Source organism: Anaerobacillus sp. CMMVII, assembly GCF_025377685.1.
GTDB lineage: Bacteria > Bacillota > Bacilli > Bacillales > Anaerobacillaceae > Anaerobacillus.
In genome coordinates this window covers 93,333-112,964 of record NZ_JACEHK010000002.1, presented here as the reverse complement: position 1 = coordinate 112,964, position 19,632 = coordinate 93,333, and the positions used below count along the sequence as shown (strand labels likewise).

Annotated in this window: 16 protein-coding genes and 1 pseudogene; 1 reads left to right on the top strand and 16 read right to left on the bottom strand. The window is 37.2% G+C overall.

Annotated elements, in window-relative coordinates; translation table 11 throughout:
* Positions 1 to 67: 67 nt before the first annotated feature.
* Genes araA through araD form a run of 3 tightly spaced genes read right to left on the bottom strand, consistent with a single transcriptional unit; the run spans position 68 to position 3,994 of the window.
* Positions 68 to 1,555: an L-arabinose isomerase gene (araA, locus tag H1D32_RS04700; protein ID WP_261177044.1), complete on the bottom strand. Its 1,488-nt coding sequence runs from the start codon at positions 1,553 to 1,555 to the stop codon at positions 68 to 70.
* Between the two features lie 50 nt (positions 1,556 to 1,605).
* Positions 1,606 to 3,273 carry a ribulokinase gene (locus tag H1D32_RS04695; protein WP_261177042.1) on the bottom strand — a complete coding sequence of 556 codons (1,668 nt, stop codon included), beginning with the start codon at positions 3,271 to 3,273 and terminating at the stop codon, positions 1,606 to 1,608.
* 25 nt (positions 3,274 to 3,298) lie between these two features.
* Complete coding sequence (gene araD, locus H1D32_RS04690) at positions 3,299 to 3,994, bottom strand: L-ribulose-5-phosphate 4-epimerase (RefSeq protein WP_261177041.1); 696 nt, start codon at positions 3,992 to 3,994, stop codon at positions 3,299 to 3,301.
* A gap of 404 nt (positions 3,995 to 4,398) precedes the next feature.
* Here araD and H1D32_RS04685 point away from each other — a divergent pair, with 404 nt between their 5' ends.
* The gene (locus tag H1D32_RS04685) at positions 4,399 to 5,595 is read left to right on the top strand and encodes a chromate transporter (RefSeq protein ID WP_261177040.1); all 1,197 of its coding nucleotides are present in this window, start codon (positions 4,399 to 4,401) and stop codon (positions 5,593 to 5,595) included.
* 444 nt (positions 5,596 to 6,039) lie between these two features.
* Here the strand turns inward: H1D32_RS04685 and H1D32_RS04680 are convergent, their stop codons facing one another.
* The 13 genes and pseudogenes from H1D32_RS04680 to H1D32_RS04625 all read right to left on the bottom strand — a co-directional run bounded on the left by H1D32_RS04680 (position 6,040) and on the right by H1D32_RS04625 (position 19,606).
* Positions 6,040 to 6,258 (bottom strand): helix-turn-helix domain-containing protein, encoded by a 219-nt coding sequence (locus H1D32_RS04680; RefSeq protein WP_261177038.1) that lies wholly within the window; start codon positions 6,256 to 6,258, stop codon positions 6,040 to 6,042.
* A gap of 10 nt (positions 6,259 to 6,268) precedes the next feature.
* Entirely contained in the window at positions 6,269 to 6,751 is a 483-nt protein-coding gene (locus H1D32_RS04675; protein ID WP_261177037.1) for a DUF2975 domain-containing protein, read from the bottom strand.
* A gap of 830 nt (positions 6,752 to 7,581) precedes the next feature.
* Positions 7,582 to 7,788 (bottom strand): thioredoxin family protein, encoded by a 207-nt coding sequence (locus H1D32_RS25280; protein ID WP_396126156.1) that lies wholly within the window; start codon positions 7,786 to 7,788, stop codon positions 7,582 to 7,584.
* A gap of 54 nt (positions 7,789 to 7,842) precedes the next feature.
* On the bottom strand, positions 7,843 to 8,547 hold the full coding sequence (locus H1D32_RS04670) for a Crp/Fnr family transcriptional regulator (RefSeq protein ID WP_261177036.1): 705 nt from the start codon (positions 8,545 to 8,547) through the stop codon (positions 7,843 to 7,845).
* Between the two features lie 165 nt (positions 8,548 to 8,712).
* Positions 8,713 to 10,449 (bottom strand): heavy metal translocating P-type ATPase, encoded by a 1,737-nt coding sequence (locus H1D32_RS04665; RefSeq protein ID WP_261177035.1) that lies wholly within the window; start codon positions 10,447 to 10,449, stop codon positions 8,713 to 8,715.
* A gap of 30 nt (positions 10,450 to 10,479) precedes the next feature.
* Positions 10,480 to 10,704 carry a heavy-metal-associated domain-containing protein gene (locus H1D32_RS04660; protein WP_261177034.1) on the bottom strand — a complete coding sequence of 75 codons (225 nt, stop codon included), beginning with the start codon at positions 10,702 to 10,704 and terminating at the stop codon, positions 10,480 to 10,482.
* An 807-nt stretch (positions 10,705 to 11,511) separates the two neighbouring features.
* Complete coding sequence (locus tag H1D32_RS04655) at positions 11,512 to 13,005, bottom strand: flavin monoamine oxidase family protein (protein WP_261177033.1); 1,494 nt, start codon at positions 13,003 to 13,005, stop codon at positions 11,512 to 11,514.
* Between the two features lie 355 nt (positions 13,006 to 13,360).
* A complete protein-coding gene (locus H1D32_RS04650) occupies positions 13,361 to 14,530 on the bottom strand; it encodes a two-component system sensor histidine kinase NtrB (protein WP_261177031.1) in 1,170 nt (389 codons plus the stop codon).
* A complete protein-coding gene (locus H1D32_RS04645; RefSeq protein WP_261177030.1) occupies positions 14,458 to 15,738 on the bottom strand; it encodes a cache domain-containing protein in 1,281 nt (426 codons plus the stop codon). Before H1D32_RS04645 ends, H1D32_RS04650 begins: the two co-directional genes overlap by 73 nt.
* Before the next feature lie 631 nt (positions 15,739 to 16,369).
* Positions 16,370 to 17,032, bottom strand: coding sequence for a Dph6-related ATP pyrophosphatase (locus H1D32_RS04640; protein ID WP_261177029.1), 663 nt, complete (start codon positions 17,030 to 17,032; stop codon positions 16,370 to 16,372).
* Positions 17,033 to 17,073: 41 nt separating this feature from the next.
* Positions 17,074 to 17,862, bottom strand: a complete 789-nt coding sequence (locus H1D32_RS04635; protein ID WP_261177028.1) for an ABC transporter ATP-binding protein — start codon at positions 17,860 to 17,862, stop codon at positions 17,074 to 17,076.
* A pseudogene (locus tag H1D32_RS04630) lies at positions 17,859 to 18,861 on the bottom strand (FecCD family ABC transporter permease). The gene H1D32_RS04635 and the pseudogene H1D32_RS04630 overlap by 4 nt, the downstream one beginning before the upstream one ends.
* Positions 18,862 to 18,868: 7 nt before the next feature.
* Positions 18,869 to 19,606, bottom strand: coding sequence for an ABC transporter substrate-binding protein (locus H1D32_RS04625; RefSeq protein WP_261177596.1), 738 nt, complete (start codon positions 19,604 to 19,606; stop codon positions 18,869 to 18,871).
* Positions 19,607 to 19,632: the final 26 nt, after the last annotated feature.

The following is a 19,632-nucleotide window of genomic DNA, read 5'->3' as shown; positions in this document are numbered from 1 at the left end:
TCTAATTTAGAATAACCCTATCAACTATAGATTTCTACTTTTCGGCAAATATTTTTACTATTAGCAACTAAAACCGACGCGCAATATCATTCCATTTTAGTTCATTTTGAAAAGCCATAACATTTGTTGAGTTATTAATAAAGACACACTCAATGTCCGTCATGATTGACCAATCAAATAACTGTTCAGGAGTGACTTTGAAAGAAAACACAGTATGATGTGCCCCACCTGCATGGATCCATGCTTCCGCTGATTCACTTAACGATGGTTGTGACTTCCAAAGTACTTTTGCTACTGGTAGGTTAGGCATTTCTTTCATCGGCTTAACTGCGTCTACTTCGTTTACAACTAAACGGAATCGGTTTCCTAAGTCAATGATGGAAGCATTTAATGCCCGTCCTGCATCGCCATCAAACACCATGCGGGCTGGATCTTGTTTTCCACCTATCCCTAGTGGATGAACTTGAATTTTAGGGCGATTTGCAGCGATGGTTGGACATACCTCTAACATATGTGATCCTAGAACTAATTCGTTTCCTTCCTCAAAATGATACGTGTAGTCCTCCATAAATGAAGTGCCTTTTCCGCCAGCAATGATCTTCATCATTCGTAATAATGCTGCTGTTTTCCAATCTCCTTCACCACCGAAGCCATATCCTTGTTCCATTAACCGTTGAACAGCTAAGCCAGGAAGTTGCTTCATCCCATGAAGATCTTCAAAGTTTGTCGTGAAAGCACTGAAGCCGCCTTCTTCTAAAAATGCTTTCAAACCTAACTCAATTCGTGCTTGTTCTAAAATTGCATTCCGATAATCTATTGAAGAGTTTGCCTTTGGGTCAATCTCATACATCTGATCATATTCTTCATAAAGAGCCTTTACTTCTTGCTCGGAGATGTCATTCATTCGTTGCACTAAATCACCAATTCCAAAACCAGAGGTTGACCAACCAAATTTAATTTGCGCCTCAACTTTGTCTCCCTCAGTAACCGCTACTTCACGCATATTATCTCCGAAACGAGCCACTTTAAGGTTCTTTCCATCTGTAAAGGCAATTGCCGTTCGCATCCACTCTGCTGTTCTTTCTCTTACTTTTTGATCTTGCCAATGACCGACAACAACTTTGCGTGCAATTTTCATCCGCGCACCAATAAATCCATATTCACGGTCGCCATGTGCCGACTGATTTAAATTCATGAAATCCATATCAATTTTATCCCAAGGAATATCACGGTTAAATTGTGTATGCAAATGCAATAATGGTTTTCTTAATTCAGATAGACCGGCAATCCACATCTTTGCTGGTGAAAATGTGTGCATCCAAGTAATCAGTCCAGCACAATTTTCATCCGTATTAGCCTCCATACATAATCGGCGGATCGCATCTGGTGTGGTTAACACAGGTTTTAAGATAATTTCAAACGATAGAGTCTCATCTGCATTCAGACCTTCAACGATTTGACGAGAATGATCTTCAACCTGCTGGATTGTTTCAGGACCATATAAGTGTTGGCTACCTGTGACAAACCAAAATTGGTATTGTTTTGTTTTTAACATAGCGTTTTCCTCCTAGTAACTTCAGTTTAGAATCATAGAGTGCTTGTTTATTAGCTTTGTTCTTTCATCGCTTTTAGACGCTTCATCACATTATTTTCACCGCGACCAAAATAGTCATGCAATCTTGAGTATTCTTGGTATAACTTGTCATACACAGCGACATTTTCGGGAATTGGTTTAAACGTTTCTTCTTTTACACGGCCCATTTTTTGAGCTGCCTCTGTGATCGATTCGTATCCACCGTTAGCGCTTCCTGCAGCAACCGCTCCGAACATCGCAGCCCCAAGAGCCGGTGTTTGTTTAGAAGCTGCCACTTTGATTTCACGGTTTGTTACATCTGCATAAATTTGCATTAATAACTTATTTTTCTGCGGTAAGCCACCACAGGCATACAATTCTTCTACAGGAACTCCATTATTATGAAAAGCATCAACAATTTTTCTCGTTCCAAATGCAGTTGCTTCTAGTAAAGCCCGGTAGACTTCTTCTGGCTTCGTTAACAGCGTGTACCCTAATAACATGCCTGTTAAGTCTGTATCAACCAACACTGAGCGGTTGCCATTCCACCAATCTAGTGCCAATAGCCCTGTTTCACCTGGTTTGTATTGAGCCGCTTTTTGCTCGAGTAAAACGTGAACATCTAAGCTTTTTTGGTCGGCTTCTTCCTTTATATAGGCCGGTACTGCTTGATCAACGTACCAAGCAAAAATATCGCCAACTGCTGATTGCCCTGCTTCATAGCCAAGAAAACCAGGAATAATTCCATCCTCAACTACTCCACACATTCCTTCAACGTTTTTCTCTTCTGTCCCAAGCAACATATGGCAGATGGATGTGCCCATTGCCATGACTAATTTTCCTGGCGTCGTAACACCAACCCCTGGTACTGCTGCATGAGCATCGACATTCCCTACCGCAACGGCAGTTCCTGGTTTTAACCCGATAAGCGTAGCCATTTCTTCCGTTAATTCTCCTGCCTTCGTCCCAAGTGGGAAAATATCCCCTCGTAGCTTTGTTTCTATTAAACTTTCAAGTCTAGGGTCAAGTGCTTTAAAGAACTCTTTTGAAGGATATCCCTCTTGTTTATGCCAAATTGACTTATAACCAGCTGTACAGCTGTTTCTTGTCATGTTTCCAGTTAACTTAAACACAACCCAATCAGTAGCTTCAAGGAAGCGGTCGGTCATATCATAAATTTCACTATCTTCATTTAAGATTTGCCAGATTTTTGCGATCATCCATTCTGATGAAATTTTCCCACCATATCTAGCTAAGAAATCCTCGCCTCTTTTTTCCGCAATTTCATTTAATAGAGTAGCCTCATCTTGGGCTGCATGATGCTTCCAAAGCTTTAACCAGCTGTGAGGTCTTTCTTTTAGTTCAACCTTAAAACAAAGAGGTTCTCCCTCTTCGTCAATCGGCAGCATCGTACAAGCCGTGAAGTCGACCCCAATTCCGATTACATTTGCAGGGTTAACTCCAGATACTTCCATAACTGCCGGTACAGATGTTGTTAACACTTCAAGATAATCAAGTGGATGCTGTAGTGCCCACTCATGTTCTAACTTAATACCTGAGTCAGGAAGTCTCTCATCAATTACTCCATGACGATAATTCGTAACGTGATCAGCTACCTCTGCTCCATTAGAGAGGTCGACGAGAACTGCACGCCCCGAAAGAGTTCCATAATCAATGCCAATTGCATACTTTTTAGTCATGATCTATTATCCTTTCATACTTTTATTATTTTTGTCCGTAATAAGCATTTGCTCCATGCTTTCGTAAGAAATGACGATCTAATAATGTTTGATCCATTGAAGGAGTATATGGATTAAGTGCGAGAGTATTTAGCCCCATTTTGGCAACTTCCTCTAAAACAACCGCATTATGAACGGCACTAAAGGGATCCTTTCCCCACGAAAACGGTGCATGTGAATGGACAAGTACACCAGGGATTTGCATAGGATCTAATGACAATGTCTGAAATGTTTCAACAATAACATGGCCTGTTTCTAACTCGTACGGACCTTTTATTTCTTCTGCTTTCATTTCACGTGTGCAAGGAATTTCTCCATAAAAGTAATCAGCATGAGTGGTACCAAATGCAGGAATTGATTTCCCTGCTTGTGCCCAGCTTGTCGCACTTGTTGAATGTGTATGGACAATGCCTCCAATTTCAGGAAAAGCTTTATATAAAACAAGATGTGTAGCTGTATCAGATGATGGATTTAAGTTTCCTTCAACGACATTTCCATCTAAATCAACAACAACCATATCCTCCACTCTCATTTCTGAATACTCAACACCACTTGGTTTAATAACGACCAAACCACTTTGGCGATCAATACCACTAACGTTTCCCCAAGTAAATGTCACAAGGTTGTGTTTAGGTAATGCAAGGTTTGCCTTGAAAACGTTTTCTTTTAACTGTTCTAACATAATGTCCGTACCCCCTAGCACTAATTTCTCTACTTTCATTATACACTTGTACGGACAAATTTCTAGAGGCAATTTTTACGAATTTCGTTATTAACAGTATTTCCCCATTTTCTTTTACGCTCGTAACCTTACTGAAACATAAGCTTTTCAAGTATTACCTCTAAAAACTATTAAAAACTAGCAAGTTCTATCCAGTACACTAATTGTACGTACAACTATAAAGGTGAATTTTCATTTATTGGCTATATCCCTTAAACAAATTGTTTTTCGGATAGAGAAGATATGAGCATAATAATAAGTGAATTTTCATTCACATGGTGTGATCTAATTGCCTTTTTACATATCGCTTGTTACGATAATCAATAGTATAATGAAACAAAAAAATCCCTCTTAAGGAGCCAAATATGAACCAACCAAGACAGAACTTTTCTATAAACGTATTACTCGAAATATTACTTGTATCTACAAAGCTCGGTTTAACATCTTTCGGTGGCCCGATTGCTCATCTTGGCTATTTTCATGAAGAATATGTTCGTCGAAGAAAATGGATGGATGAAAAAAGCTATTCTGATTTAGTGGCCTTGTGTCAGTTTCTACCTGGGCCTGCTAGTAGCCAAGTGGGTATCGGAATTGGCGTCATGAGAGCTGGGGTTATTGGTGGGATCCTTGCGTTTATTGGCTTTACTCTTCCTTCCGTTCTTGCGTTAATTATCTTTGCCTTGCTACTACATAATCTAGGGTTTCAAGATTTCGGGTGGATTCACGGGTTAAAAATTGTGGCGGTCGTCGTCGTTGCTCACGCCATTTTAGGAATGGCAAAAAATTTAACCCCTGATTTACAAAGGAAAACAATTGCTCTAGGTGCTCTAGTCCTGACGCTTTTATGGCAAACCGCATTCACTCAAATAGCGGTAATCTTGATAGCGGGAGTTGTTGGTTACTTACTATATAGACAACAAACGATTGATGATCAGTCTACAGGAGCACATTTCCCGATTAGTCGTCGTTTTGGCTATATTTGTTTAGCCTTATTCTTTGGATTACTAATTTTCCTTCCTATCGTAACTGAGGCAACTGCCTGGAATTGGCTAGCCATGTTTGACAGTTTTTATCGTTCAGGTTCGCTCGTATTTGGTGGCGGTCATGTTGTGTTACCGCTCCTTGAACGTGAATTTGTTCCAACTGGCTGGTTAACTGAAGAGCAATTTCTTGCTGGTTATGGCGCTACCCAGGCCGTGCCTGGACCTTTGTTCACATTTGCAGCCTACATTGGAGCTGTGATTTGGGGCTGGCAAGGTGGGTTATTAGCCACTTTCGCCATTTTTCTACCAGCTTTTCTACTCATTTTAGGGACACTACCTTTTTGGGAAAACTTGCGTAGAAATACGAAGGTAAAAGGGGCACTTATGGGGGTGAATGCTGGAGTTGTCGGAATCTTAATCGCTGCGCTTTACCATCCAATCTGGACTAGTTCGATTTTATCAACAGTTGATTTTGTCTTTGCAGCTTTCCTTTTCAGCATGTTAGTATTCTGGAAATTGCCACCTTGGGTAATCGTTCTGACAGGAGCAATTGGCGGTTTCTTGTTATCTTTGATATAAAGAAAGAGAGCCTAGAATCAGAAAAAAAAATGATTAATCCCATGAAATTGCGACCTATCTGCTTAAGCTGATAGGTCTTTTTACTTCGCTCTTTTCTAAAAGTTTGTTGCTATTAGCTTTTAGGTCGTAACCAAGCGAATGCTTGGTTCTTCACGCCTTGCGTGAAGCTTTAGAGAATAAATAAGCCATTGGGACAAATAAATTTGTCCCAATGGCTTATTTATTCTCTAAAGACGAACTTAAAGCAAAAAAGTTTATGAAAAAAACCTTTTACTTTGATATATCACGTATTTAAAAATTGCCTCTTAAAAATGTACCATTTTCAACTTGTACAAATATATCCCCTTACTATTCAAAAACAGAAAATATAAACTAAACGTGGTTTTTTCTTCGTACTATTATGAGACATTTCTCTTCAATTCAATAGGATTTTGTTACCTATTATCATGAATTGTCTTCGTCACTTCTGTATTCTAAAATGTCACCTGGTTGGCATTCTAAAGCTTTGCAAATGGCCTCTAACGTTGAAAGCCTAACCGCTTTAGCCTTTCCATTTTTCAGTATCGAAAGGTTAGCCATTGTTATGCCTACCCTCTCAGAGAGTTCAGTTACGCTCATTTTCCTTTTTGCCAACATCACATCAATATTGATTATTATTGCCATGTTAATCACCTCAGACCGTTAAGTCATTTTCTGATTTTATATCAATCGCTTCTTTTAACAGTTTTTGAAGAACAGCTGCAAAGACCGCAATTACCGTTGAAGCAAACATAACGACCAAGCCGATTACGATAATACCTGGAGCGTCGTCCATCTCCGCGACGAGATAAAAGAGTGGCATGCCTAGCACATACAAAATACTGATTGTAATTGCACTATCCTTTATTTTTTTTATAGCTCTAACAGATAATTCCGAGAAAGCATTGTTCTTATCAATATAGCTTAAAAGGGTAAAAGTTTGATAAAGAGCAAAGTAAAATGGGATCGCCGTTCCATAAAAAAACAGGAAAACGAAATATTTAATATAAGGAAGGTTGGGATATAATTCCGCTGCAAAATTCGCTATCTTAGGCACCAAAAAGATGCACAAAGCCAGAATAGGAATTCCGATCAGTATAACAGCTAACTTTAAAAAAAGCGTTGACACTTGTTTCATAAAAAGCACCTCACAAAGTTATTGTCAATTTGAATTTAACACATTATTTATTGTTTTACAATAAATATTTATTCATTATGATGATGTTTTTGTTGCTATTCATAACCTTCCATCCTATAAATTTAAACCGTTAATTCTAAAGAAAAAACCTCCCAATGTGGAAGTAACGGGTTTACTTAAGAGGTGCAAAACGGAAAAACGCAGGCAATTACACTCGCTAAATCACACAACTTTCACAACCGAAATCACAGTATAATTCGCATATTAAAATGGCACGAAGGACTTCGTGCCATTGTTTTTCTATTTGCTTATCGAACGCTAATCACTCCTTATTCATTATTCATGGCCCCACTCGGACCAATGAGGGAATCAACAACATGGGTTGATATAATAAGGGGAGAAACTTCCCTTAAATAGGAAACGTCACTGAAAAGAGTTAAAATAGAAGGAAAATTTCCCGCTATTTACTAAATAAACATGATAATTTGATTATTTTGCTATATTAAAGGGAAAACCTCCCCTTATTTCCCCCTAACCAAGCTATATTCCGAAGCTTAAGGGGAAAATCTCCACTTATTTTAAGTACCTTTGGATAATACACATAGCAAATAGAAATCACATCGAAATCACAAGAAGGAAATATTATTTCCACCTATGTGAAAGGGGAGGTGAATTACTTTGTGATTTCAAATCTATTTAGTAATGAAAAACTGATATAACAATAAAAAACACATGTGATTCTGCTGTGAAATCACATGTGTTTTTTATTGTGAGTGGCTTGTTTGCACCTTTGAAGTAAACCTGTTAAATGTGGAAGGTTACGTTTAAAATTAGATTAGTTCTTTAAGCCATTTCATTATTTCTTTTTGCTTGATGACCGACCACTTGCCTTTATAACTCCATTCATTTGATACTGTAGGTATCGCAAACACTCCATAATTGACGATTTCTTCTAGGTCCGTAATTTTTTTTACTGTAGCCTTTATTCCTAGTTCATTTACCGCGGCAAAAACTACTTTTTCTAATTGAAGACAGATACTACATGTGCAACAAACTTTGTGAAAACAGCCTATTTAATAGAGAAGCTTCCACTAAACCTCATTTAGGACAATTTTCAAAAGAGCCCCTTCGTCCTTTATGTTAATTTGACGTTGACCAATAAGTTCAATCCAGCCTTTTTCTTGGAAGAGTGAAAGCTTACGGCTTAAACTTTCCGGAGTAATACCAATAAATTTAGCCAAGTCACCCTTTTTTACATCCAATTTAATGTCTGGAGTTTGTTTGTTCTGTTTGTCTCTATGTTCCTTCATTAAATCCATTAATATTGTAGCAACACGTTGATCGATGCTTTGCATTTGTAAAATGTTCAGCAACTGCTCGGTTTTCTTCAGGCGTCTACTAACCTCTGTTAATAGCTTTAGCCCAATAGCAGGAGTCTCGTTAATTATTTTTTGCATATCTTTCAGACGAATGATACACGCTTCAGCTGGTTCAATGGCTTCAGCAAACGTATCAGTTAGTTTTTCTTCAAATAGTGTATCTTCACCGATGAAGTCACCCGTAGCAAGAATGCGAATAAGATGTTCCTGACCTGAACTTGTAACTCTGCTTATCTTCACTTTCCCTACGTGTACGATAAACAAGCAATCCAGCTTTTGCTCTTCTAAAAAAAGCATTTCCCCTTTTTTATAACTCTTCCTTGTAACTAAAGAACTTACTTTTTGCGTTTCCTCGTCTGATAAGGACTTGAATATGGGTACTTTTCCTACACAAGAAAGGATGCAATCACATTTCATTCGTCAAAACTCCTTTTTCCTTTATTGGTAAGCTAAGCTTCGAAGTTTCTTTTTCCTTTTTTTCTTTAAACACAACAATGCGAAGGGCATTAAGAATAACAAGAAGAACACTTAGTTCATGAATTAGCATCCCACTAGTCATAAAAATTACATTACCAATCACACCTAAAATAAGCAATAGAACGACAGTGAGGGAAAGAAGATGTTTTGCTTTAAATTCTTCATTGTAAAACGGCTAATTTTAAATAGGTACGCTAATTGTGATAGTTTATCATTCATAAGAATAACATCTGCGGTTTCCATCGCCACATCGGTTCCTGCTACCCCCATTGCAATACTCGTATCTGCCACTGCTAGAGCAGGAGCATCATTAATTCCATCCCCAATCATCGCAACTTTCCTACCATTTTTCTGAAAACTTTTCACGACATTTACTTTATCAGAAGGTAGTTTTTCTGCATATACTTCATCTAAACCAAGCCTATTGCCCACTGCAGTTGCAGTTGCTTGATTATCCCCCGTTATCATAATTACTTTTTTAACCCCAGAGGCTTTTAATGCCTTAACTAAGGTGTAGGCTTCCTCCCTAATTTCATCCGCAATCGAGATAAGGCCGTGTACCTCAGAGTCTGAGGCTGCGATGACGACGGTTTGCCCTAAGTTCTCCTCGATTAGTAGCTCTTTTTCGATGTGCTCTGGAAGACTTCCAAGTTTTTCAGAGATAAATGTACGATTGCCAACAAAAATAGTCTCATTCTCAATCGTTGCGATGATCCCTTTTCCTAACACGACCTCAAAGTTTTCTGGAGTGACGAAAGAAGTAATTCCAATCTCTCTTGCCTTACTAACGATCGCTTTTGCCAATGGATGTTCAGAAGCTCGTTCCGCACATGCCACTTTTTTTATCAGTTCTTCAACTGACACACTTCCAAAGACTTTCACATTCATCACTTTCGGCGTGCCTTTCGTTAAGGTACCAGTTTTATCAAATGCGACAACATCAATTTCCGCTAGCTTTTCCATATATTCTCCACCCTTGATCAATACCCCATTTCTTGCTCCATGGCCAATACCTGCAACAATAGAGATGGGAACAGAAATCACAAGTGCACCAGGACAGGAAATGACGAGCATGGTCAGCGCTAAGCGAATATCTTTTGTGAAGATCCATAACAAAATGGCAAGTACAATGATTAAAGGCGTATAATACTTGGCAAATTTCTCTAAGAACATTTGAGTCTTTGCCTTTGATTCTTGAGCTTCTTCGACTAATTCAATGATTTTAGATAAGGTTGTTTCTTCTCCTACGTGGATAGCTTCAATATGCATATACCCTGACTCATTAATGGTGCCACTAAATACATCATCCTTTTCTTGTTTGAATACAGGAATTGATTCACCAGTAATCATCGATTGATTAATACTGGCATTCCCTTTTAAAATGATTCCATCAACGGGAATTTTTTCACCTGGTTTGACAATGACAATATCACCTTCGACTACATCATCAGCATCTATCACCAATTCCTCGCCATTTTTTAGGACGGTTGCTTGAGATGGATAATATTCCATCAGCTTTTCAAGTGAAGAGCGCGTTTTCTCTAGTGTTCTCGCCTCTAAATATGAACCAAGCATAAATAAAAAGGTTACGGCGGCTGCTTCCCAATATTCACCGATGATTATTGCACCGATCACCGCGATTGTGACTAGAAGTTCGATCCCAATTATTTTAAAGCGTAATCCTTTCAAAGCCTTTGTAAAAATATGATACCCGGCGACAAACGCTGAGATGATCATAAAGATATCGCCTAAATACCAGACTTCCATTCTACGAAAGAGAAACGATAGGACAATCAATCCACTTGCAATCAGTAGCGTTATACCTTGAGCCTTTCTTGACATACGTAACATCCCCTTTAAAATGCTAGTTACCTAGGATCGGACCTTACTTCCAATAACCGGATAACCTAATTTAGTTAATACTTCCTCTAATTTGGAAACTGTGATTTTATGCTCTTCGAAGGTAATATTTATTTTATTACTAAAGAATTGAATTTTAACTTCTCCTACACCTAGTTGCTTACGTAAAACTTTTTCAATGATAGCTGCACAAGAAGGACAGCTAAATGGTTCCATCTTAAAGATCACTGTTTTCATTTGATCGTCTCCCCTTTTCTTGATTTCTTCTATAGTGTACAAAAGTTTGATTTACGGTTCTTTGATTTAAATCAATTTTTCCGTTTAATATTTTTTAAAGGCTCTTTTCTAAAACATTGCTCCTGCGGTTACTCGTCGCACAAAAAAACTTGTTGCTTTTTAACCTAAAATGATTGGAAAAATTCTTTATATGGAAATATCACCCAATAAATTTAACAAGAAAAGAGCAATACTTACTAAATAAGTAGTGAAATTCTAGTATATATGTGTAAAAATCCGGCTTTTGGGATTTTTACGAAAGCAACAAACTTTACGAACAAACAGCATTTTAAAACAGAATGTCTTGTAACGTGTTTGCAAAAAAAAAGAGAAGACTGTTCTTTAAACAGTCCTCTCCTGTAAATAAGTTTATATAAAAGGTAATATACCTGTAATTAATCCTATGTAGAAATACATAAACGGAAAGTTGGCCTAATTGGAGGTACGATAAATTTTTTAATTGTTTCTATAATTATTCATCAAATTGTCACATTATAAATCAGTAAAATTGATAATACTTGGAGGGTAAAGCTCTTGTTTACATTAGCCTAGCCTCCACCTTAGAAGAATTCTTACAAGAGCTTTCTATTTTTAGATACATTAGCTGTGATAGTTGGTAGGATTGGATTCAGCTCGCTAGTTTAGACAAACTAAGTTTTATCAAAGAATATATATTTCTGCACCAAGGTGCGCGCGTACTTAATAGGGAATGACCCTCAGGGAAGCTCTGAAGGATCATTTCCTATTTTAAAATTAGATCGTACACCATTACCCTCTTTTGTTCGGAAAGAAAGTTCTTGGTAAGTCATTGACTTCGTGTGCAGCACGGATTCCTGACTCGATTGCACCTTGGATCCAAGCGTGGGCCGTTGAGGCATGTTCACCAGCAAAATGAACCCTTCCTTCTGGAGTAGAAATATAGGGAGATAATTCCTTTATCTGTTCAGGTTTAAACATTGTGAAAGCTCCAGCAGAATATGGATATCGAATCCAACTGTGGCTTACTCCTCCCTGAAATTCCCGATACACCTGATCTCCATGAATGGTAGCTAAGTTTCTTAATACATACTCTAAGCGTTCATCGTTTTCCAAACTATCCCAAGGTATCGCATCATCATCCCAAGTATAGCTCCCCAAAACTACTCCTGATCCATCTGAACCGAGGTCATGACTCGGGTATTGGGCATATTTTATCGGGAGATCGGTAACAGTTTGCCCACCGTACAAACCTTCTTTTTCCCAAAATCTATTTTTAAACTGAATGCCAGTCTTTGTAGAGCCAGCATAGTTAAGTTCCCGAATTGCCTTCCACTTGCTATCAGAAAATGAATTACGCGGTTCAATCTCTACAAACTGTAAAACAGAAAAAGGTATAGTCACAATCACAAGATCCGCAGTTATTTGAGTTGGCTCCAAGATTTTATGGATAGCATGAACTGTTACCTGGTTTTCATGCTGCACAATTTTTTTCACCTTTTGCCCATAAAATATATTATCTTTCAATTGGTCCGTAAATGCTCTTGGAAGAAGGTCGTTACCACCGGTGATTTCAAAAAAACGGATATCAGGAGTGAAAAGGATTAATAGTTCGCGTAACAGTTCTAAGAAAGAAAGCTCAGTAAGTCCTTCTAGTGTAAGAATCACTTTAATCATTTCGATGGCACCCGGAGATAATCTGACGCCAAACGGATTGTATCTTAAATAAGAGTCCATTGAGTATTTATCCAATTCTTCTATGACCCAAGGCCAATTTCTCCTCGGATTTTCTTCAATAAAATCAGTCACCGGTTTTATGGCTAATTGAAGTAATTCCGTAGCGGTTTTCCCTCTTTCATGTGGATATACAGGAAAACGCAAAATATCAGGATTTTGTTCATACGCCTTAAAGCGAGCTTTGATGCCTTTAACATAGATAATATCGTTAGGTGTTGAATTAATAAACCTATTCACTTGGAGTTTGAATTTATTAATATATTCCAAAGTCAACGAATGAGTGTGAGGGATCCGCATTGCACCAGCTTCTAGATATTGACCATCCCTTAAATCTCCTCTTATCGTATAGATTCTCCCTCCAACCCTATCCGTAGCTTCAATGACGGTAACATCGTGTCCGGCTTCCTTAAGTAAAGAAGCTGAGACTAATCCTGCCATACCTGCACCGACAATGATAATCTTCTTAGGAGTTTTGGTTTTTTCAAGTCCATTTCTGATGATTGAAATCATACGATCAGTTGGTAACTCTGGAAATACGTAATTTAACAAGCTTTTCACCCTCTCCAATGATGATAAAGCCCGGCTACTAGGAAACAACAATATGGCTTACTGCCATCTTATTCAGTTTAAAAGTAGTACTATGCATAAAAGGGCAACAACTTATCAAACTTGGACAAGGTTCTACTCTTAAGAATAAATTAGGCCTAATAGAAAAATAAAACAATAGAAATAGAATGAGCAATACCAAACGGTAGTTGTTGTACACTATTTGAAGTAATAGTCTCTAAAATAGAAAATAAAAAAAAAGCCTTTCACCATTTAAAATGGCAAATGGCTATTAGTCTAGACAGCTTGAAGCAGATAATTTGTTTGTAACACTAAAACAATGACAGTTGCGGAATGATTAACTTATTCTTGCTTTCTTTTCCACATCGCTTATCCCTGCTATAGGGAAATGTAAATAGAAGGTTGTTCCTTGATCACCCGTCTCAAAAGTCATTTTGCCAGAATGTCTAAGTAGGATTGTATGGCAAACAGCTAAGCCTAATCCGGTTCCACTTGACTTCGTGGTATAAAAAGGCTCTCCAATCTTATCCTGGATTTCTTTAGGGATACCTTTACCTTGGTCGGAAATTGATACAATAACATGTGAATTATTTTCATATGTTTTTATTGATACCAAGTCGCCATGTTCACTTACTTCAATTGCATTATTTACAATATTTAAGATCACTTGTCGAAATTCATTCTTACAAATATTGACGTTCGAAATCGTTTCAAAGTTGGTTTCAAGGCTAACATTTTCTTTTAACGCATGTGCGTTTAATAAGATTAGGATTTCATTAATTTCATCATTAATAGAAGCTACTTCCATGATAGAATTATCTGTTTTCGCTAATGATAAGAAATCACTAATGATGTCATTTGCTCGATTTAGTTCATCAATTATCAGGTCTAAGAACGTCTGATATGGGAGAAATTCAGGTTTTAATAAAAATAGTTGAGTAAACCCTTTAATGGTAGTCAGAGGGTTACGTACTTCATGACCAATACTAGCAGCCACCTGACTTATCGTATGCAGCCGATCGAGCTTTGCTATCGCGTCTTCATATTGTTGTTGCTTGGTTATATCTAAGGCTATAACTAAATACTGAGTTGTGTTAGCTTCTCTTATTTTTACATAATTAACGAAAGCAGCGCGTTTCTTATTAGACTTAGTAGTGTATGTAAGTAGCAAATGCTCTTCACTTATATGTTCAACTTGGCAAAAACTTGTGAAGTATACGGACAAATCTTTTAGAATTGCAAGATCATTTACATCAGTGCTTAAGATTTCTTCTTGACTATAACCGGTATATTCAGCCCAAGACTTATTGACTTGGATACAGCGGTTATCCTTCACAATCGCCTTCATGACAGGACTATTTGTAAAAAGACTCTGAAAATGGTTTTTACTATTTTCTAACAGTTCTTTATTTTCTTGTAGTTCCTTATTGGTTTCTAATAGATTAAACGTTCTCTCTCTGACCTTTTCCTCGAGGTTATGAACATGCTCATATATAAGATCTGCCATTTTATTAAAGATATTGATATTCTTCCAATTTCATCATTTCTTAGAATGGTTGCTCTTTCGGATAAATCACCTTGTGAAAACTTTTCAGTTGTTTCTATAAAGCTATCAATCGGTTTAAAAAACTTATTTGTTAGCAACCAGTAAGTAACTATTGAAACTAAAAGAGCGATTAGGGTCAGTAGTATGGCTAATTTCATATTTGTAAAAATTCCAGCTACTAATAGACTTTCAGGGAATGCTGTAATTACTAGCCAATCTAATCCAGCTTTATTGTATTCAGTAAAACTAATATACAGTTTGTCACCTTCATTTGGTACTCGAATGTTATTTTCTGCCGTACTTTGGTAGGTTTGATAAGCTTGAGCGATCGCGTTATTCTCGATCTCTTCAATCATCATTCTTTTTACTATTCCACCTTCAAGAGTTTTAAAATTCTCAATATCAAGGGAATTAGCAATCAACTCTCCAGAGTTTTTATCAATAATAAAGGCCAATCCATTTTTATCTTGAACGATTTCTTGAAGAAATTTATTTATTTTTGTAAGGGTAATGTGTGTTCCCAATACCCCTTGAAACCCTCCATCTTTATCGAAAATAGGATAAGCTGCTGAGACAGTTAAATCATCCATTACAAAATGTTTATAAATCGGAGAAAATACAGGCTTTTGTGTTTCTTTTGCTGCCTTATACCAATCTCTTGTTGTGACATCAAATTTCCCAGCTTCTACAACAAGTTTTCCCGCAGTCAAATCTTCAGTTACGGAATAATACCAGGAGTTTCCACCAGTATCTGTATTATTCCTCATAATTTCAATTTCATTGTTTTCGTTTCTACGAGCACCATAATATTCTCCATTTTCTATACCAATGGAGAAACTGTATACAACCTCATCTTTCAAAAATTTCATAACACCAACAAAAAAACTATCACGCTCGGTTTCATTGTCTATATTGACAATACCATTTTCAATAAATTTTGAGTTCATTTCATTAATATGTAAGGGCAGATTCACGAAAGCATTAACTTTATTATCAATCTCATAGTTCATGTCTTCAGCCATAATTTCTATCGTTTTTTCAGCTGAAGAGAACCAGTTTGAAAATACAAAATAGCCTATTACACCAACTGTGGATAACATTAATAGGATAAAAACAAAGATCATAGAGGTTCTTATTGAGAAGTTACTATATTTTTTGATTTTTCTCATGGTTCCATCCTTAGTAGAATTAATGAATAAACTTTAGGTAAATGTTAAAAAATTTCAGCGGTTCAGCAGAATAATAATCACTCTAGCAGAATGATTATTCAGATAATTCAATTTACAATAAAAACATAAAAGTATAACGATTGTTATTTAATGTACTAATAGAAAATACCAGCATTAGGAAACCTATTAAATATAAAATAACATACCTACACGGGCACTAAAATGGATACTTGTTACAGAATTATGAATTATTTGGTAATAAAAGTTTGTACATAAAAATACAGAAATACATTCCTAAAGCATAGGTTGAAATCACTTGCTTTTGTTTCGATCTTAAAAAGAATAAATAGATTTCTAGTTTTGCCTGGGGCTGTTTCGGACTGTTTTTGCTTTTAAAGATAGTTTTCCTGACCGGAAAAGCAAGTAAAGGAGACTCAGTGAAAGGAAACATAAAAATAAAAGGACTCAACTTACCATTCAGCAAGAAGAGTCCCTTCCTTTATTTTTGCAAAACTACTACTAGCGTGAATTTCATTATCTTAATTAAGCGACATATGGAACTTAATAGCGATGTAAACTAAATCACCTTTAATAAGTATCCATCAATCACAAAACATCGTCCTTAAAACTATCATCCTACCAAATCCCTAAAGTGAAACCGGCCTCTTTCAACCCATTCACCTATACGAAAATCAATCTTCTGTTTAAACAAAGGCCCCTCAAAGGTAAACGTATGAAATTCTCCATTCTCTCCGCACGGATCAACATTCTTGGGTAATTCCTTAATAAAATGCTCGTCCATTTCTCTACCAAGAAATTCACTTGTCACCTTTTCAGTATCAATACAAGTTGTAATTGTCTTAAATCCTACTGAAAAAAATTCGTTAATTAATTCATCCGTTGATTGTCCCCAGAGTGGGAAGATTGCTTTCATCTTAAGCTTTTCAATTAGTTCTTCTCGATAAGCTCTTACATCTTCTAAGAAAATATCGCCAAATACGATGGTTTCGATTCCAACATTTTTCAATTCTTTTAATTGCTCAGACATTCTTTTTTGATAAACTTCGTTGGAGCTTTCCTGAGGGATATACATTTTTTTCAGAGGAATAGCAAGGCTCTCTGCTTGTTTTTCGAGTAGACTTTCTCTAACACCATGGATACTGATCCTATTAAATCCCTCTGTAACTGTTGTCAGTAGTGCTTCCACTTTGTATTGGTCAGCTTTTAAGATTTTATAAAGTGCGAATGTACTATCCTTTCCTCCACTCCATGACACAGCTGCTCGTTCTTTCATAACTATCACCTACTTATTTTTTTCACACAAAGGAGTCTTAACTACTTAGTTGGATTTAGAATAATCTGCGGTGAATCCTTCTGACTCGGATGATCAATGACAAAAGGTTTGGTATTGTAAATCGTTCCTATTAAATTTCCATCTATGACTGAAGTTGGCGTACCTACCTTTTCAACTTTACCTTCTTTTATCATTATGATTTTATGACAGTACAACGATGCTATGTTAAGGTCGTGAAGGATAACTACCACTGTTAATTGACACTCTTCTTGCCACCTCTTGACAATCTCCATCATTTGTAGCTGAAAGCCGATATCTAGAAATGTCGTAGGTTCATCAAGCATAAGTATGCTCGGTTCTTGAGCCATAACTTTACCTAAGGCAACTCTTTGTCTTTCCCCTCCACTAAGATTATCAATTGATTTATTTTCTAAATGTGTTAAATTCAATTTCCTGATCGTCTGATCAACAACATCATACTGATGAAGCCTTTCAGTAATCTCTTCACCCATCCAGTTTTGATAGGGATATCTCCCCATCTCGATAATCTCACGGACTGTAAAGCCTATATGTGGCAATGCTTCTTGCTGTAGTACAGCTAGCTTTCTAGCTAATTCTTTAGGTTTGTACTTCTTAATCGGTTTTCCATTTATCTCAACGGTCCCTCCCGTAGGAACTTCAGCACCAGATAATAGCTTCATTAGGGTTGATTTACCACAACCATTCGGTCCAATAATCCCTACGATTTCACCAGAATTTACTGACAAATTTACCTCTTTCAAAACTTCCTTTGATTCATACTTCTTAGAAAGATTTTTTGCTACAATCATAAATTCACTCCCCTTTTTCCTTTCTTTAATAGATAAGCAAAGAAAGGTGCACCTAAGATGGCAGTGACAACACCTAAAGGGATTTCTTTTGGCATTAAGATCATTCTTGCTATCGTATCAGCCCAAAGTACATAGACTGAGCCAATAAAAACAGAAAGTGGTATGATAAGCCGATAGTCTGGACCGACAACCATTCGAATGAGGTGAGGGACAACTAAACCTACAAATCCAATTACCCCCGAAACAGAAACGGCTGCTGCAGTTAATAAAGTTGATGTTATTAAAACGATCATCTTTGTTCTTTCGACATTAACACCTAAGTGAAGAGCTTGTCTTTCACCCAATGTAAATAAGTTCAATGCTCTTCCTTGCGTTAATAAAATCACGATTCCTACTAAAACATATGGTGCCATAACTTTTGTGTATTCCCAGCCACGCATGGTTAAACTGCCCATCATCCAAAAATGATCTCATTTATGACTGTGTTCGACATTGAAACCATTAGCGAAATAAATGAACCTAGAAACGCCTGAACGATCACTCCAGATAGTATTAGTGTTTCTTTTTTTATTTGACCATTTTTCATGGCTATTTTGATTACTACTAACAAAGTTAGTACTCCTGTTATAAACGCAACAACTGGGATAGAGTACTTACCAAAAGTGCAGTTTGTAAACCAAACAAAATGATAAATGCAGCTCCTACTGAGGCACCCGAAGATACACCCAAGATGTACGGGTCGGCTAATGGATTTCTTAATACCCCTTGAAAACCAGCTCCTGCAACCGCTAAAGCCGCCCCAACTAGAATAGCTAGAACAATTCTGGGTAATCGAACATTTAGGATAATTGCTTTACTAACATCATCTCCATCGCCTAGTAGAACAGACCAAACCTCAGTGAGCGGAATCATCGCGGATCCTATCGATAAGCTTACTATAAAGGAAAAGAAGAGGAGCAGTGTTGCCCCTCCCAGATAGAGAAGTAATCCCCTTTTCACTACTCAGCTAACTCCGGATGAAGTACTTTAAAGATTTCAAGTAAACTATCAGTAATTCTCGGTCCGACACGACTAGCTTTATTTGAGTCAATTCCAATGACGTTATCATTTGAATGGCTGAAATAACTTCCCAACCGTCTCTTGAGATAATCTGTTCCTTATTCTCTTCCTTTATCCCTTCTTCACCAGCTGTATATAATATTACCTCTGGGTTTCTCTTAATCACTTCTTCAGCACTTACTTCAAACCAACCTGTCTGGTCAGCAAAAATATTTACTCCGCCCGCTAACGTGATTAAATCATTAGCAAATTCACCTGTACCAAATGACCATCCTGCAGAATACTCTGCATATACTTGTTTCGGAGCTACATTGGCGACTTTTACTTTTACAAATTCTAGTTTTTCTAACATTCCCTTTGTCACAGCTTCAGCTTCTTCTTGGTGATTAAGGACGACGCCGATTTCCTCGATTGCTTGAATAATTTCTTCAACTGATTGTGGGTTTGACCCAAACACCTTTAAGCCCTGTTCTCTTAATTCTTGTGCTACTTGCGCTTGTAACGCAGCGTTAATAAAGATGACATCTGGTTGCAAAGCTATTAATTGCTCTAAATTCAATCCAGAATATGTACTTCCAAGCTTCGGAAGACCAGCAGTCTGTTCAGGAAAATTGGAAAAATCATCTACTGCTAGTACCTTATCACCTGCTCCGATTGCGAACAGAATTTCTGTTTCACTTGGGATGAGTGAAACTAGCTTTGTCGGCTCTA